General features: G+C 60.6%; 12 protein-coding genes and 2 pseudogenes. 5 read left to right on the plus strand and 9 right to left on the minus strand.

Annotated elements, in window-relative coordinates; genetic code table 11:
• Positions 1–404: 404 nt before the first annotated feature.
• Entirely contained in the window at positions 405–2,051 is a 1,647-nt protein-coding gene (locus QY76_RS10565) for an alpha-keto acid decarboxylase family protein (protein WP_045427431.1), read from the plus strand.
• 58 nt (positions 2,052–2,109) lie between these two features.
• Here QY76_RS10565 and QY76_RS10570 read toward each other — a convergent pair whose 3' ends face one another.
• Complete coding sequence (locus QY76_RS10570) at positions 2,110–3,252, minus strand: PLP-dependent aspartate aminotransferase family protein (protein WP_045427434.1); 1,143 nt, start codon at positions 3,250–3,252, stop codon at positions 2,110–2,112.
• 26 nt (positions 3,253–3,278) lie between these two features.
• Positions 3,279–4,244, minus strand: a pseudogene (locus QY76_RS10575) (PLP-dependent cysteine synthase family protein); the annotation flags it as partial.
• A 219-nt stretch (positions 4,245–4,463) separates the two neighbouring features.
• On the opposite strand from QY76_RS10575, the gene QY76_RS10580 reads away from it, so the two are divergent.
• On the plus strand, positions 4,464–4,847 hold the full coding sequence (locus QY76_RS10580; RefSeq protein ID WP_034165664.1) for a DUF305 domain-containing protein: 384 nt from the start codon (positions 4,464–4,466) through the stop codon (positions 4,845–4,847).
• Between the two features lie 100 nt (positions 4,848–4,947).
• On the opposite strand, the gene rcnR is transcribed toward QY76_RS10580, so the two are convergent.
• Positions 4,948–5,220, minus strand: coding sequence for a Ni(II)/Co(II)-binding transcriptional repressor RcnR (gene rcnR / locus QY76_RS10585; RefSeq protein ID WP_034165663.1), 273 nt, complete (start codon positions 5,218–5,220; stop codon positions 4,948–4,950).
• Between the two features lie 118 nt (positions 5,221–5,338).
• On the opposite strand from rcnR, the gene QY76_RS10590 reads away from it, so the two are divergent.
• Complete coding sequence (locus QY76_RS10590; RefSeq protein ID WP_034165662.1) at positions 5,339–6,430, plus strand: nickel/cobalt efflux transporter; 1,092 nt, start codon at positions 5,339–5,341, stop codon at positions 6,428–6,430.
• A 488-nt stretch (positions 6,431–6,918) separates the two neighbouring features.
• Here the strand turns inward: QY76_RS10590 and QY76_RS10595 are convergent, their stop codons facing one another.
• From QY76_RS10595 to melR, 3 genes are all read right to left on the minus strand, one after another.
• Positions 6,919–7,860, minus strand: coding sequence for a membrane protein (locus QY76_RS10595; RefSeq protein ID WP_045427438.1), 942 nt, complete (start codon positions 7,858–7,860; stop codon positions 6,919–6,921).
• Positions 7,861–7,874: 14 nt separating this feature from the next.
• Positions 7,875–9,245, minus strand: coding sequence for a surface lipoprotein assembly modifier (locus QY76_RS10600; protein ID WP_045427441.1), 1,371 nt, complete (start codon positions 9,243–9,245; stop codon positions 7,875–7,877).
• A gap of 251 nt (positions 9,246–9,496) precedes the next feature.
• Entirely contained in the window at positions 9,497–10,438 is a 942-nt protein-coding gene (gene melR, locus QY76_RS10605) for a transcriptional regulator MelR (protein ID WP_034165659.1), read from the minus strand.
• A gap of 269 nt (positions 10,439–10,707) precedes the next feature.
• On the opposite strand from melR, the pseudogene QY76_RS10610 reads away from it, so the two are divergent.
• Both QY76_RS10610 and QY76_RS10615 read left to right on the plus strand, forming a co-directional pair.
• Positions 10,708–12,059, plus strand: a pseudogene (locus QY76_RS10610) (alpha-glucosidase/alpha-galactosidase).
• 162 nt (positions 12,060–12,221) lie between these two features.
• Positions 12,222–12,767 carry a beta/gamma crystallin-related protein gene (locus QY76_RS10615; protein ID WP_235439381.1) on the plus strand — a complete coding sequence of 182 codons (546 nt, stop codon included), beginning with the start codon at positions 12,222–12,224 and terminating at the stop codon, positions 12,765–12,767.
• Positions 12,768–12,817: 50 nt separating this feature from the next.
• Here the strand turns inward: QY76_RS10615 and QY76_RS10620 are convergent, their stop codons facing one another.
• The 3 genes from QY76_RS10620 to QY76_RS10625 form a co-directional block, all read right to left on the minus strand.
• Positions 12,818–14,107: an MFS transporter gene (locus tag QY76_RS10620; protein WP_045427444.1), complete on the minus strand. Its 1,290-nt coding sequence runs from the start codon at positions 14,105–14,107 to the stop codon at positions 12,818–12,820.
• A gap of 344 nt (positions 14,108–14,451) precedes the next feature.
• Positions 14,452–14,583: a hypothetical protein gene (locus QY76_RS19590; RefSeq protein WP_255640274.1), complete on the minus strand. Its 132-nt coding sequence runs from the start codon at positions 14,581–14,583 to the stop codon at positions 14,452–14,454.
• A gap of 114 nt (positions 14,584–14,697) precedes the next feature.
• The gene (locus QY76_RS10625; protein WP_034165655.1) at positions 14,698–15,657 is read right to left on the minus strand and encodes a diguanylate cyclase domain-containing protein; all 960 of its coding nucleotides are present in this window, start codon (positions 15,655–15,657) and stop codon (positions 14,698–14,700) included.
• Position 15,658: the final 1 nt, after the last annotated feature.

Below are 15,658 nucleotides of genomic sequence, written 5' to 3' on the forward strand. Positions count from 1 at the left end.
TTACGCCGGCGCCGCCACGCGATTTAGCATTTCGGGCGGCGGTCATCTTTTGCTCTATCTAAAATAGCGATAAGGCATAGCGCAATGTCCGATATTTGCGGTGCGTTCAGGGCGGCCCGGCACCGTACGTCAGCAGGCGGGGCGCAGGCCGCGTCACGCGGGGATTTCCTGTGATCGTCGTCACTGTTTTTGGCGGACTGCGCGTCGTGTGGGTGCGCTGGATAAAGGATGGCGAAACGTGATTTTATTTTTCTCCGTATCAGCAAAGGTTAATTAATAATACAAATATATTTTTTCCTATAGCCTTAACGGAAATAACTGGTTGTTATTCTTTTTCCTCCGGCCAAATATTATCAGTAAAGCGTGAACGTCTATTGAGTCATCTGCTAAAACAGGAATTTATTATGTCTACAACGGTTATCGAATATGTACTGTCACGGCTATATGAGTTGGGGATTCATGACATTTTCGGCGTTCCGGGGGATTATGCCTTCCCGATTGAGGACGCCATCTGTGCGGACAAACGTCTGCGCTGGATAGGCAACTGCAATGAGCTGAACGCCGCCTATGCGGCCGATGCCTACGCCCGCACCCGTGGCCTGGCCGCGCTGAGTACCACCTTTGGCGTGGGTGAGCTAAGCGCGATAAACGGCATCGCCGGCGCCTGCGCCGAGTCGGTCACGCTGTTCCATCTGGTCGGCATGCCGGCAAGTCATGTCCAGGCGCGGGGAGAGTGCGTGCACCATACGCTGGGCAACGGCTATTTTACGCCGTTCTATGAGGCCACGGCCTCCTTCGTCTGCGCCCGCGCCATTATGACGCCGGAAAACTGCATCGCAGAGACCGAGCGCCTGATCGCGGCGGCGCTGCGCTACCGTAAGCCGGTGTATATGGCTTTCCCCAGCGATTACGCCACGATGCCGGTCGTGGAGAGCCGCGTACCGGCGGCGCCCGCACCCGTCAGCGATCCACGGGTCCTGAATGAGGTGATCGATGTTATCGCCGCGCGCCTGAATAACAGCGATAGTGTCTGCGTGCTGCCGGGGATTTATCTGGCCCGCCACGGCGCACAGAGGGCGGCGACGGCGTTGATCGACGCCGCTAACCTGCCGTTTGCCACCATGATGATGGATAAGTGCGTGATCGATGAGTCCCATCCGAACTACGTTGGAATGTATGTCGGCCAACTGATGGACCAACGGGTGCGCCAGTTTGTGGAGAGCAGCGATTGCGTACTGAAAATCGGCACCATCATGAGCGACTTTAACACCGGGGCGTTTACCTCGCGCCTGGACGAGGCGCAGTGCATCAGCGTGGAGCCGGCCTCGGTTGGTATCGGTCAGTCGGTCTATGAGAACGTGCTGATGAAGGATGTGCTGAGCGGACTGATGGGGCGGGTGACCCGCCGGGCCCGCCGCCACGATATGCCGGCGGCTCAGGGGATCCCCGCGGTGAGCGGCAGCGGCAGGCTGACCGCGGAGTACCTCTACGCACGCTGGCAGCAGATGCTGAAGCCGAACGATCGGCTGGTGGCGGAGACCGGCACCACCTCCATGGGGCTGGCCTTCGCCCGGATGCCGCAGGGCGCCGTGTTTTATCAGCAGACCCTGTGGGGCTCTATCGGCTGGGCGACGCCGGCGGCATTCGGCGTCGCGATGGCGGAGCCAGAGAAACGCACCATCCTGATCACCGGCGAAGGCTCGCACCAGATGACGGCGCAGGAGATCGGCCAGTTCTATCGCTTTGGCCTGAAGCCGCTGATCTTTGTGGTGAACAACGGCGGTTATCTGGTCGAGCGTATGCTGTGCAAGGACGGCGACATCTACTACAACGATCTGGCGCAGTGGGACTACAGCCAACTGCCGGCGGGGCTGGGCTGCCGCGATTGGTTTACCGCCCGGGTGACCACCTGCGAGGCGCTGGATGAGGCGATCCGCCATGCCGAAGCCGGTGACTGCGGCGCCTACATCGAGGTGGTCACCGATAAGTATGTCACCTCCGAGCTGCTGGAGAAGATGCACGGCGCGCTGACGTCGCTCTACTCCGCCTGAGGTGCGGGGCGGCCATCGGGGGGATGGCCGCTTTCATCGCGGCGCAGGGCCCAGGCACTCAGTCGAGCGCCTGGGCGAGATCTGCCTGCAGATCGGCGACATCCTCGATGCCGACCGACAGGCGGATGAGCTGGGGAACGATGCCGCGCGTCAGCCGCTGCGCCAGGGGGATCGAGGCGTGGGTCATGCTGAAGGGCTGGCATACCAGGCTCTCCACGCCGCCCAGGCTCTCGGCCAGGGTAAACAGACGCAGCCGCCCGATGCGCTGAGCGACCTGCTCGGCATCGCCGCGCAGCACGCAGGAGATGATGCCGCCGGCGTGGCGCATCTGTCGCTGTGCCAGCGCGTACTGCGGGTGGCTGGGCAGGCCGGGATAGTAGACGCGCTCGACGCTCGGGTGCTGCGCCAGCCACTGCGCCAGCGTGCCCGCATTGGCGCTGTGGCGCTCCATGCGCAGGGCCAGGGTGCGGATCCCGCGCAGCGTCAGGAAGCTACTGAACGGATCAAGTACGGCGCCGAGGGCATTGTGCAGATAAGCCAGGCGCTCGGCCAGCGGCGGGTTGTCGCCCACCACGACCAGCCCGGCCAGCACGTCGGAGTGACCGTTGAGGTACTTGGTGGCCGAGTGCACGACGATATCAAACCCGCTCTCCAGCGGTCGCTGCAGCGCCGGAGAGGCAAAGGTATTATCGGCGACGCAGAGCAGATCGTGGCGCCGCGCCAGCGCGGCGATAGCGTGCAGATCCGCCAGCTTCAGCAGGGGATTGGTCGGCGTCTCCACCCAGATCATCTTGGTCTGTGGCCGAATGGCGGCCTCGATTCCCGCCAGATCGTCGGGGCTGACCCAGCTGACCTGCAGCCCGGCGCTACGACTGCGCACGCTCTCCAGCAGGCGCCAGGTGCCGCCGTAGACGTCGTCCAGCGCGATGATGTGGCTGCCGCTGTCCAGCAGCTCTAGCACCGTGGCGATGGCCGCTAGCCCAGAGGCAAAGGCATAGCCCTGTCGTCCCCCCTCCAGCTCGGCGATGGCCTGCTCCAGCGCGTGGCGCGTGGGGTTGCCGCTGCGGGCGTATTCAAAGCCGCGGTGTTCGCCCGGCGCGCGCTGGGCAAAGGTTGAGGTGGCATAAATCGGCGGCATCACCGCGCCATAGGCGTCGTCATGGCTGCCGCTGTGTACGCTTTGGGTCGCAAACTGACGCATGGCGTCTCCTTAACAACGGTGGGCTAAATCAGCTGGTTCTGGCTGAGCCACTGGGGGTTAAACATCTTGGACAGATACTTGTTGCCGCTGTCGCAGGCAAAGGTCACCACGCGCTGAGCTCGGGGCTGCGCCTGACAGTAGCGCAGCGCCGCGGCGAGCAGGGTGCCGGTGGAGGAGCCGGCCAGTACCCCTTCGCGGCTCAGCAGGGCTCGGGCGGTGGTAATCGCCTCCCGATCCGGGATGCGGTAGACCTGGCTGATCGCCTCCGTCTTCATCAGCGGAGGGATAAAGTCTTCGCCGATCCCTTCGACCAGCCAGCTGCCCGCCTCCCGGTGGCGGCCGTGCTGCACCGCGTCGGCCAGGATCGATCCACAGGGATCGGCGAGGATGAAGCGGGTGTGCGGCGAATAGCGAGAAAAGAAGCGGTGCAGGCCGTGGAGCGTGCCGCCGGAGCCAACGCCAACCACGATGGCGTCGATCCGGCCGCCGGTCTGGCGCCAGAGCTCGCGGGCGGTGGTCTCCTCGTGGGCCGCGGGGTTGGCCGGATTGGCGAACTGGTCGATATACAGGCTGCCCGGCGTCTGCTCGGCGAGGCGGCGGGCATAGTCCTGATAGTAGTCAGGATGACCTTTGCCCACGTCGGAGCGGGTCAGTCGAACGTCGACGTCCAGCGCCCGCAGATGGGCGATCTTCTCTGTGCTCATCTTGTCCGGCACGACCAGGATCAGGCGGTAGCCCCGGTGGGCGGCAATCAGCGCCAGCCCCAGTCCGGTGTTGCCCGCGCTGGCCTCGATCAGGGTTCCGCCGGGGCGCAGGGCGCCGCTGCGCTCCGCCGCGGCGATCATCGACAGGGCGACGCGATCCTTAATCGAACCGCCGGGATTGTGATTCTCCAGCTTCAGCAGCAGCTCGCAGGGGCCGCTATCGAAGCGCGATAGGCGCAGCAGCGGCGTATTGCCAATTAAATCCAGTAGGGAGTCCGTGATCATAATGGGCCCGGGTGAGTGAGCGGTAGTCCGGACTATAGCGTGGCGCATTTAGTCCGCTAAAGAATATAAAGTAAACAGTTAGAACAGAAATGAATATGTCACGCGCGCCGCGCCGCGGCGGGTGAGTGGGAGGGCGGCGTGTGCGGCGAAAGTCCCTCTTGACTCTCCCCTTAGGGGAAGGTCTAGGATTATCGACGGTATCCCACTGAACAGGAGCGTTGTATGAAAACGATAACGTTAGCGAGCGCATTATTACTGGCCGTTGCTGCGGCCCCCGCGCTGGCGGCCGAGCTGCCAGCAGAGCAGGCGACGGCCATGCACCATGAGCTGCGCGGCGCCATGGGCACCATGCATGAGGATATGATGAAGGGCATGATGAGCAACGATCCCGATGTGGCCTTCGCCGCCGGGATGCTGCCGCACCACATCGGCGCCGTTGAGATGGCCAAGGTCGAGCTGAAGTACGGTAAAGATCCGCAGATGCGCCAGCTGGCGAAAAACATCATTGCCTCTCAGGATAAAGAGATCAAGGAGATGAAGGCGTGGCTGGCCGCACACCCGGATCAGGGCGCGCAGGCTGGCGAGAGCGCACACAGCATGCATTGATGCGCTGCGTGCCGGCCGTGTCGCAGGCGTATCCACGGATACGCCTGCTCGCTTTAGCGGGGCGGCTTTTGCCAGCGGCAGAGGCCAGGCCGGGGCCGGTTCACTTGATATACGAATCCAGCACGTTGAGTACCACGGTCAGATCCTGTTCCCGCTTCTCCTCATCGCACTGATGCACGATATGCTCGGTAAGATGCCCCTTGATCACCTCACGCATCAGCCCATTGACCGCCCCGCGGATCGCGGCGATCTGCTGTAACACCGCTGCGCACTCATGTGGCTGATCCAGCATGTTTTTCAATCCATTGAGCTGCCCTTGGATCTTATTGACGCGTGTCTGTAGGCGCTTTTTATCGCGGGTGGTGTGTGGCATAGGCATCCTCCGATAACCCCGGTGAGCCTGGACTATAACACCCCTACATACTGGGGGTAGTATTCTATACTGGGGGGAGTAGAATGCGGCCACCGCTTGATAAGTAAGACGTCTTAGCATGGACACCTTCACCTCGCTGTTGCACCAGGGTAATGCCTGGTGGTTTATCCCCAGTGCGATCCTGTTGGGGATCCTCCATGGCCTGGAGCCGGGCCACTCCAAGACGATGATGGCGGCCTTTATCATCGCGATTAAGGGCACGGTGCGTCAGGCCGTGATGCTGGGGCTGGCGGCGACGCTGTCGCATACCGCCGTGGTCTGGCTGATCGCTTTGGGCGGCATCTTACTGAGTCAACGCGTTACGGCGCAGTCGGTAGCGCCCTGGCTGCAGCTGATCTCGGCCGGGGTGATTCTGGCGACGGCCTGTTGGATGTTCTTACGCACCTGGCAGGGGGAGCGTGGCCGGCTCGAACAGCACCATCACCACCCGCATGATCCCCATCAGTATCACACGCTCGTCAGTGATGCTGGTCGTTTACGCCTGGCCATCCAGGATGAGGCGCAGGGAGCCTATTTCCAGCTTCGCGCCGAGACGGGGGCGTTACGGCCCGTCGGTGAGATCCGGCTGCTGGTCACGCGCGGGGCGGGGAGGGTCGAGCCGTATACCTTTCGCGCCTGTGCGGACGGCTACCAATCCGTAGAGGCGATCCCAGATCCGCACAGCTTTACTGTGCGTTTGCTGCTTGGGCCCTGCGGGGCGCAGCAGAGCCTGCGCTGTGCCTTTCATGAAGCGGAGGATCATCATCATGACGAGGGCGATGAGGCCGGCGGGGATGCGCACGCCAAGGCGCATGCGGATGCGATCCAGCGGCGCTTCGCCGGCCAGCGCTCGGTGAGCAATGGGCAAATCATCCTGTTCGGTCTGACCGGCGGCGTGATCCCCTGTCCGGCGGCGATCACCATTTTGTTGATCTGCATCCAGCTTAAGGCGATTGCCCTGGGGGCGACGATGGTGCTCTGTTTCAGTCTCGGGCTGGCCATCACCCTGGTCGCGGTCGGCGTCGCCGCCGCCGTGAGTGTCCGCCAGGCGAGCCGACGTTGGCCGGGCTTCGGGAGGCTGGCGGCGAAAGCGCCTTACGCCTCTTGCGTGCTGATCGGCGCGGTGGGGATCGTCATGGGGCTACATGGCTATTGGGGCCTGGTGGGCTAAGCGCCGATTCACCAGGCCGCTGATGCTCCCAGTGGCTTAGCGGGCGTGCGCCGCTCGGTTGGCGTGCAGCGACTGCCAGCCGCACAGGCTGACGCGCTTTTACACCCGATGGCTCTCATCGCAGGCTCGAGCCTGTCGCCAGCGTGGCACTTCCGGCTCATCAGGGGGTTACGTCTGCGGCGGCGTCAGGGGGAGCCCCTGCGGTCAGGCGCGGAAACGCGGCTCCTGCAGGCTGAACTGTGCCATCTGTCGGCATTGACTGGGATCGGCCTGCCGATGGGGATATCGGCCCAGAATAGGGCCATGTGGCTCTGCGGGATGGTGGGTTGGCGATCGTCGGTGCGATAATGGGGATCGCCATCGAAAGGCGGGTTGATCTTCCGCTGGCTGTACACCCTGACGCCAGCGCGGGCCAGCCACACGCCTCTCCCCCTCTGACGCCGATGGGGAGGCATAGGGCATGGCGCTGCCGCTATGCCCTGGCCGGATCAGTCGTGCTGCACCCGCTGTGCGCCGAAGACGCCGCCGCGCTCTACGCTATAGTTATCGATAAATTTGACCTCGCCGGCGGCGACTTCGCCCTCTTTGCCATAGAACCCACCGACCAGGTGGCCGTTAACCGCGTTACGCTGCGCGCCGACGCGGTGCAGTCTGGCGCCGAAGGTTCCCTCCTCGCTGACGGTATTGTCACCATCCTCCCGGATAACGTAGTCGATATCGCTGGCCAGACCGCTACCCTTGATATTGCCGGTGATCTTGTTGTCCTGATAGTGCAGACGGATGGCGGCCTCGCGCGGGATATCGAAGTGGTTATAAAACAGGGTGCCCACATAGTCTGCCTGGGTCTCTGGACGGCGCCCTTCATTGACGTTGACCGCGTATACCAGGCTGGTGGTTGTTTGGTCCTGATCGTCTTCATTCTGCGCCGTCTCGCGGTGGGTATAGGTGTGCACATGGCCATAGTAACCCGCCAGCTTGCCATCGGCATCGCGCAGCGTCAGGACTTTCTGACCGTTAATGACGCGGCTGTCCTTTTCATGGCGCTTTATGAGGGGGGCGACGTCGATGGCGATATCGGTTCCCTCCACCTTAACGGTGAACTCGCGGTTGGGATTGAGAGTGTTAAAACCGGATATACTGAGGGTGTCACGGTGGCCGATCTCCCGCACCAGCCCGCGGTATTGTGCCTCCGGTTCATCGATGGCGGCGGCAGGGGGCGCAACGTCGGGCGCAACGGGGGGAACGTCGGGCGCCGCCGGTACGACCGCGAGCGGCTGGGAGGCGGGCGCCGCCGGTGCGATGGCCTGTGCCGGCGCGGCATCGCTAGCGCCACCACCGCCACCGCCGCCACCACCACCGCCACCGCCACCGCAGGCGGTTAACAGCGCAGAGGATAAGAGTAAGAAGAGTGTGCTATAGCGTGGTTTCATAGTTATCGCTATCGTTAAAAAAGCTTACTAAAGGTCAGGAAGATCATTTTCTTATCGTATTCGTAAAATGGATGATTGCTGTCACTTTTAAAATATGACAGGTTGATTTTTGGCGTGATACCAAAGTAATAAATATCACGATGCCAGAGGGTTATCAGTGCGCCGTACTCTTTATTCCGTTGCTGAATCCCGAAGAAGTCGCTGCTATCGTAAAACTTGTTGGCGTAATTTATCTGAATGATGCTGGATACGCCGCCCGGCCACTCATTCCCCCAGCCCGCCCGCCATTTTATTTTCTGAAAGGCTAAGCTCTTACGTTCAACGTTTTCACGGTGGTAGTCACTGCCCCAAAACCAAAATTGCTCGGGGCTGGAAAAATAATAGAGCGTTGCTGACAGCAGATGATTTTTACTGTCACGCTGTGCGTGGTGTTTATTTTTAGTGTGGCTTTTCTCACCGTCAACGTCGATTTTCCAGCGTGGGTTCAGACGGTATTCTGTCTCAATACGCAGCCCCGGCGATGTTCCCTCGCTAGAAAGGGAGGGCGCCTGATTATCCGATGCCCATTCGCGCTCGATAAAGGGCAATAGCAGCAGGGAGGCATCGATGTTGCGTAGGCCCAGGCCTGCGCTCAGACGGGCCGTCGCCTGATCGTAGCGATGATTGTTGGTGAAGTATTTCCCGTAGGCCAGCGTGCGGATCTCGCTAAACAGTCCCTCTGGCAATGACCAGGTTTTGCTGCCGCTAAGGTAGTAGGAGAAGCCCTGTCCACTTTGCCGTTTTTCAGCCTGCCACTGACCAATTTTCACGTTATCGCCTGGCGCATTATTAATATTGCTCTCATTAATATAGTTAACGCCTACATTGAATGACCAGCTGTCTTTCCCCTGTATTGCTCTGATATAGCTGTCCAATATCTCATTGATTCTTTCGCCGTTGCTATTGGCCCGCAGCTTATTGAACTGCAGTAGCGCAGAGGCGCGGTCTTTATTCTGAAACAGCGCGATAGCCAGCTGCAGTCGGGCAATATTTAGCTGTGGTTCCTCGGCGATAACGCGGCGATAATAGCGAATCGCCTGGCGATAGTTACCGTCCTCTTTTGCTAAAATAGCCTTTCCCCATGCGACCAGATTTGGATCGTGTCCTAGCTGCTCCTGATAAAGCGGCAGCAAGATCTTGACAGCGGCGACGTCTGATTTGATTACCGCCTGGATCATTCCCTGAAAAATAATCCGGGGGTGTGTTTTTAATTCATCTTGAGAGAGGATAAAAGTGTCTTTTACCGATTGAGGTGCACCGGCAGCATCCGCTGCGGTCAGCGTTAATATGCTTAACAGAATAGCAGAGCCTATCTGTAAAAGTGGCGGTTCTATTTTAATCAACATCTAATGAATTGCTTATAATACACGCTGGTCAAGCGATGTTTTTGTTGGTAATAAATTATTACATACGTATTTATTTTGAAATTAAACCAAAGCTAAACGGCTAGGGGAGTGTCCGCAGTTTGGCTGATTATGTGTGATGAATGCCTCTGATTAGACAATGAAACTTGATGAGGATGTTTTTCTGGACTTTATGGCTATTAAGAAATTTAAGTTTGGTGTTTATTGCTAATAAATGACGCTGTGGTGATAAATCAATCTGTGGGTGTGCGGTGCACCGCGCCCGTGCGCGCCAGCCGGCGGTACTGCTGTGGCGACATACCGGTGTATTTACTGAAGGTGCTGTAAAAGCGGCTGCTGGAGCTGAATCCCGCCGTGAGCGCGATATCGAGGACCGTTCTGTCGGTGTCGCTCAGCAGCGCTCGGACATGGTTGATGCGCATGGCGGTAATATACTGCTTCAGGGTCATCTGCATCACCCGCTGGAATAGCCCCATCGCATAGTGGGCGTTGAGGCCGACGTGTCGGGCGACCTGATCTATCGTCAGTGCGCGATCGTAGTGGGCGGCGGTAAAGGTCAGCATCTGGCCGACGTAGAACAGGGCATGGCGGGAGAGCCCCTGGCCGTTGCCCGCGCGCGGATCGTCGCCGCCGGGCTGCAGGGCGTGCCAGCCGGAGAGGCTAAAGCGCTTTAACATCAGCAGGATCTCATCGCTGGCCAGCTGCCGCATCTGCGGACATGGGCTCTGCAGATCCTGCTGCCAACGCCCAATCTCAACGGGCGTTAGCCGCGCCGGGTGCGCAGAGGTCAATACTCTGCCATGGGTGATGTGGCTGAGCAGCTGCGGATCCAACGGCCAGGAGAGAAACAGATGCATGGGCAGGCTGAGCAGGGCCATGTGGCGGCAGCGCCCCGGATCGACGAGACGGTGGGGGGTACAGGCCCAGAACAGGGCGATATGCCCCTGCGGGATGCGTAGCTGCCGATCGTGAATGCGGTAGCCTATCTCGCCGTCGAAGGGAATATTGAGTTCGACCTGGGCGTGCCAGTGGCTGGCAGCCATCGCCTGCGGTGAACAGAGCGCGATCGCCAGGCGCTGCTGCTCCGAATAGAGCATCAGTGGGCTGTGCGGCTGTGGGTCGGTGCTGTTGCACATCAGTCCCGCGGGCGCCTCTTGGCGGCGGCGCTCTTCCATGGTTTTCCTCCTGGTCATCCCCGGCGCACCAGGGGACGCCGTGCTCCCCGGTGAAGGTCTCGCCGGAGCAGCGCCGCGCTGTTGGTAGTCTCACCGCTATTCTGTCGCTTTTCCTCATCTTTTCGCCTATTACTCTCCCGGAAAGTTATTTTTTTGAATCTAGATCGATAAATCCGAGGAAATGGGAATGCTTTGGGAAGAAGGCGGACGCGCGCGTCTGCCCGGCGTGTCACGATGCCTCCAGCGATGAGTGCTATGGGAGAGAGACGATGAACGCACCTAAAATTGCCTTTATTGGCGCCGGTTCAACTATTTTTGTGAAGAATATCCTGGGGGATGTATTCCAGCGCCCCGCGCTGCGGGGGCCGATATCGCGCTGATGGATATCGATGCACAGCGTCTGGCCGAGTCGCGGATCGTCGTAGGCCGGCTGATGGCGGCGGCCGGGGCCAGTGGGCGCATTCAGTGCCATACGACGCTGCGTCCGGCGCTGCAGGGGGCCGATTTTGTGGTGGTGGCGTTTCAGATCGGGGGCTATACGCCCTGTACGGTCACCGATTTCGAGGTCTGCGCGCGTCATGGCCTGCGCCAGACCATCGGCGACACCCTGGGGCCGGCCGGGATTATGCGCGCGCTGCGTACTTTTCCACACCTGTGGCAGATAGGCGAGATGATGATGGCGGAGTGCCCGCAGGCGACGCTGCTGAACTATGTCAACCCGATGGCGATGAATAGCTGGGCCATGTATGCGCGCTATCCACAGCTGCGGCAGGTCGGTCTATGCCACTCGGTACAGGGCACGGCGGAGGAGCTGGCGCGGGATCTCGATATCGATCCGGCGCAGCTGCGCTACCGCTGCGCCGGGATTAACCATATGGCCTTCTATCTTTCGCTGGAGCTGCGCGGCGAGGACGGTCAGTATCGCGATCTCTATCCGCAGCTGCTGCAGGCCTATCGCCAGGGGCGGGCGCCGAAGCCGAATATCCATGGCAACCTGCGCTGCGAGAATATCGTACGCTATGAGCTGCTGCAAAAGTTGGGTTACTTTGTCACGGAGTCCTCGGAGCATATGGCCGAATACACGCCGTGGTTTATCAAGCCCGGGCGCGACGATCTGATCGCGCGTTACCGCATTCCGCTGGATGAGTATCCTAAGCGCTGCGTGGAGCAGATGGCGAACTGGCAGCGTGAGCTAGCGGAGTATCAGACGGCGCAGCATATCGCGATTACGCCGTCGCGGGAGTACGCCAGCCGGATCATGAATGCGCTGTGGAGCGGGGAGCCGGAGGTGATCTATGGCAACGTGCGCAACGCGGGTCTAATCGATAATCTGCCGCAGGGCTGCTGCGTGGAGGTGCCGTGCCTGGTGGATGCCAACGGGATCCAGCCGACCCGGATCGGGGCGCTGCCCTCGCACCTGGCGGCGCTGATGCAGACCAATGTCAATGTGCAGACGCTGGTGACGGAGGCGGCGCTGACGGAAAATCGCGAGCGGGTATACCATGCCGCGCTGCTCGATCCGCATACGGCCGCGGCGCTGAGCATCGATGAGATTTATGCCCTGATCGACGATCTCATCGCGGCGCACGGCGACTGGTTGCCGGAGTGGGTGCGCGGCTGAGTCGACGGCGGGTGGCTCTTTCTCATGCTGGGTGGCGCGCTGGAAAATCAGACGATCCCTTAATTCCCTGCGCCGGGCGATTGGGTACTATGGACCTCCGCCGCCGCCTGACGTGCGGCGGGCTGTTGTGACAGCATACTTATTAGACAGATAGGGCTACTTATGTTCAGAACGCTTTTGGTGGCATCGCTGCTGACCCTGGGGGGTTGCGCCGACGCGTCCATCATTATCAATAATATCGACAATACTTCTGGGTACCGCGGCGGACAGGGCGGCGGGCGGATCTATATTTGCATGCTCACGCCGTTCAGCAGCGTCTATGCCGACGCCGCGCGCAGCGAGCAGATTGCCCGCTACAAGGTGGGGCAACGCTGTGAGCGGGGACAGGGCGAGGGCAGCCTGTTCTGTCGGCCTAAGGATGCCACCTGTAGCACCACGACGCTGGATGAGGGCTACAGCCAGGGTGCCGATCGCCTGATGGTGTATGAGGATTCGCGTCAGCGCGGGGCTTCGCTGAGCATCGATCGCGATATCCCCGATCTTTCCCGCTACCGTTTCGCCGATCGTATCTCCTCGTTCTCGGTGCCGCAGGGGTGGACGGTGCGTTTTTACGAAGGGACCGACTACAGCGGGGGTACTATACTCGCAGCGGCGGGGAGCAGGAGGCGACCGGGTTTAACGACCGCGTCCGCTCCATCCGGATCCTGAGTCGCTAATCCCGGATGCGCAGGGCGGCAACGCGGCCGCCCTGTCGGGCTTCAGCGGGGTTCAGCCAGCGTCGCGTCGCCGCCGTGAGCGGCGGGCTGGCGGTCGACGATCAGCAGCCATAGCGCCAGGGCGCCGATCAGATCGAACACCGCCAGGGCGATAAAGAAAGGGCCAAAGCCGATGATGCCGACGAAGGCGCCGATAAACAGGTTGAAGATGAGCTGACCGGACCAGGCGCAGGCGCCGGCCATCCCGACCGCCGTCGCCACCTCGTTCTTTTTAAACAAATCCGCCCCCAGCGTCGCGGCGACCGTCGACAGCAGCTGGTGGGCGAAGCCGCCGATGCTGATCAGCAGCACCGCGATATAGGGATTCTCCACGATACTGACCAGGCCGATGGTGGTCATCAGCAGCGCGCCCAGCGTAAAGGTGATGCGGCGCGAGTTGATCAGGGTGACGCCGCGGTCGTTGAAAAACTTGGCCACAAAGCCGCTGGCCAGACAGCCGAGATCCGCCATCAGAAAGGGCAGCCAGACAAACATGGCGATCTCTTTCAGGCTGAAGTGCAGGGTCTCCACGAAGAAGATCGGCACCCAGAAGTTAATGGTCCCCCAGGCCGGATCGGCCAGGAAGCGGGCGATGCCGATCCCCCAGAAGTTGCGCTGGGTGATGATATGGCGAACCGAGGTTTTCTCCTGGGTCGCGGACTGTAGAAACGCCTCTTGCCCCGCCTCAATATAGCGGCGCTCCTCATCGGAGAGGCGCTTGGCCTCCTTGGGATCCTTATAGCAAAAATACCAGACGAAGGCGGCGACGATAGCCAGGCTCCCGGAGACGATAAACGCGAATTGCCAGCTGTGGAACAGGATACACCAGGCAATCAGCGGCGGCGCCAGCATGGCGCCGAATGAGGTGCCCATATTGAAGACGCCGGTGGCGATGCCGCGCTCTTTGGCCGGAAACCAGGTCGACACCGTTTTGACGCCGGAGGGAATGGCGGAGGCTTCGCTGAATCCCATGAGGCCGCGCATAAAGGCCAGCCCCTGCCAGGTGCCCGTCAGCGCATGTCCCATGGTGGCCAGCCCCCAGACGATGGCGCAGATGAAGAAGCCGAGCTTCAGGCCGATGGTATCGATGAAGAATCCCATGATTGGTTGACCAATTGTATAGGCCAGCTGAAAGGCGCTGACCACCCAGGAGTACTGCTCTTTGGTGATCCCGGTGCTCTCCATGATCGTGGGCGCCGCGATGCCGAGCGCGGTTCTGTCGAGGTAGTTAATGATGGTAATGAAGCAGACCAGCAAGATCATATACCACCGAAAATTCTTGATCTTTTTCATAGTAATCTCTTGGTTATTCGGTTGTTGGTTTTGTTATGTCAGGGGTAGTGCCACGGCCTTGCCAGTGCGTAAATCAGCGGGTCTCCGCATCGTGAACGATGAGGCGATAGTGCATAAAAAATAAACATTAATATGTGATATTAATCATGAATGTAATATTGGTATGCCAAATTGATCATTTTAGGGTTATTTGGTTAACCAATATTGGGGTGCCGTCGATGATGGGCTGCGGAGGTCGGGGCGCGGGCGCCGCGGCGGCCATAGGGGGAGGCCGCCGCGCGACGCTGCGGGGCCGGCGGCGTAGGAAAAAGAGGGGGTGCGGCGGGGCAGAGGCTCCCGCCGGGTTAAAGCAGGTGCAGCAGCGCGAAGAAGCGCGCCTTGTCCAGATAGATCACCGCCAGGAAAAGTAGGATGCCCAGCAGGCTGACTCCGGCGGAGAGGCCGCCCAGCAGCAGCAGCGTACCCATTTTCTTCATGTTGATCTCTCCGTTTTCCGCCGATTGAGCCCGGCAGCGGGAAGGCCCGCCGCCGGGCTCAATGTAGCACAAAGCGTGACGAAGAATGAATCCCCCGCGGTTCTCGGGCGCGGGCTAGGCCTCCGGATTGAACTGGGCCGCGCAGCAGCGGTTGCGCCCCTGTGACTTGGCCTGATAGAGCAGCGAGTCGGCCTGCTGCAGGAAGTCGACGCCCCGGGCGTCGCCGGTCAGCGTGACGCTGCAGACGCCGGCGCTGACGGTCAGGTAGGATGAGGCCGGCGAGCGGGCGTGTTCGATGCTCAGCGCCAGAATGCTCTTGCGCATCCGCTCCGCGCAGGCGAGGGCATCGGTTAGCGGGGTGGCCGGCAGCAGACAGATAAACTCCTCGCCGCCGTAGCGGGCCACCAGATCGCCCGGATGGTTCAGGGTTTCACGCAGGGTGGCCGCCACCTGGCGCAGCGCGTCATCGCCGCACAGATGGCCATACAGGTCGTTGTAATCCTTGAACAGATCGACGTCGAACAGGATCAGACTCAGCGGGACCTGATGCTGCTGGACGTTGTGCCACTCATGGGCGAAGCGGACGTCAAAATAGCGGCGGTTGTACACCCCGCACAGTCCATCCAGATAGGCCAGCTGACGCAGCAGGTCTGACTGCATCTTCAGCAGCAGATGGGTATTCACCCGGGCCCGTACAATGTTGTGATTAATCGGCTTACTGATAAAGTCTACCGCCCCGGCCCGCAGCCCGGTGGTCTCCGTGGCCTCATCGATATGGGCGGTAATGAAGATCACCGGAATATCCTGCGTCTGCGGCGACGACTTGAGGCGCTGGCAGACCTCCAGCCCGTTCATTTCCGGCATCTCAATATCCAACAGGACCAGGTCGGGGTGCTGGTTCATGCAGATATTGAGGGCCTGCTGCCCATTGGTGGCCATAAAGACGGTGTGATCGTCGGCGAACAGCTGGTACAGGATCTGAATATTGATCGGTTCATCGTCGACGATAAGCAGGCGCGGCCGCTCGCGACCGGGCAGGTTAAAGGCGCTGTAGGGGGTCAGTTGGTCTAACATA

The sequence above is a fragment of the Edwardsiella sp. EA181011 genome (genome assembly GCF_000800725.1).
Classification (GTDB): Bacteria; Pseudomonadota; Gammaproteobacteria; order Enterobacterales; family Enterobacteriaceae; genus Edwardsiella; species Edwardsiella anguillarum.

Coding starts and splice junctions, on each gene's coding strand:
- QY76_RS10565 (WP_045427431.1), top strand. CDS start 405: ATGTCTACAACGGTTATCGAATATGTACTGTCACGGCTATATGAGTTG.
- QY76_RS10570 (WP_045427434.1), bottom strand. CDS start 3,252: ATGCGTCAGTTTGCGACCCAAAGCGTACACAGCGGCAGCCATGACGAC.
- QY76_RS10580 (WP_034165664.1), top strand. CDS start 4,464: ATGAAAACGATAACGTTAGCGAGCGCATTATTACTGGCCGTTGCTGCG.
- rcnR (WP_034165663.1), bottom strand. CDS start 5,220: ATGCCACACACCACCCGCGATAAAAAGCGCCTACAGACACGCGTCAAT.
- QY76_RS10590 (WP_034165662.1), top strand. CDS start 5,339: ATGGACACCTTCACCTCGCTGTTGCACCAGGGTAATGCCTGGTGGTTT.
- QY76_RS10595 (WP_045427438.1), bottom strand. CDS start 7,860: ATGAAACCACGCTATAGCACACTCTTCTTACTCTTATCCTCTGCGCTG.
- QY76_RS10600 (WP_045427441.1), bottom strand. CDS start 9,245: ATGTTGATTAAAATAGAACCGCCACTTTTACAGATAGGCTCTGCTATT.
- melR (WP_034165659.1), bottom strand. CDS start 10,438: ATGGAAGAGCGCCGCCGCCAAGAGGCGCCCGCGGGACTGATGTGCAAC.
- QY76_RS10615 (WP_235439381.1), top strand. CDS start 12,222: ATGTTCAGAACGCTTTTGGTGGCATCGCTGCTGACCCTGGGGGGTTGC.
- QY76_RS10620 (WP_045427444.1), bottom strand. CDS start 14,107: ATGAAAAAGATCAAGAATTTTCGGTGGTATATGATCTTGCTGGTCTGC.
- QY76_RS19590 (WP_255640274.1), bottom strand. CDS start 14,583: ATGAAGAAAATGGGTACGCTGCTGCTGCTGGGCGGCCTCTCCGCCGGA.
- QY76_RS10625 (WP_034165655.1), bottom strand. CDS start 15,657: ATGTTAGACCAACTGACCCCCTACAGCGCCTTTAACCTGCCCGGTCGC.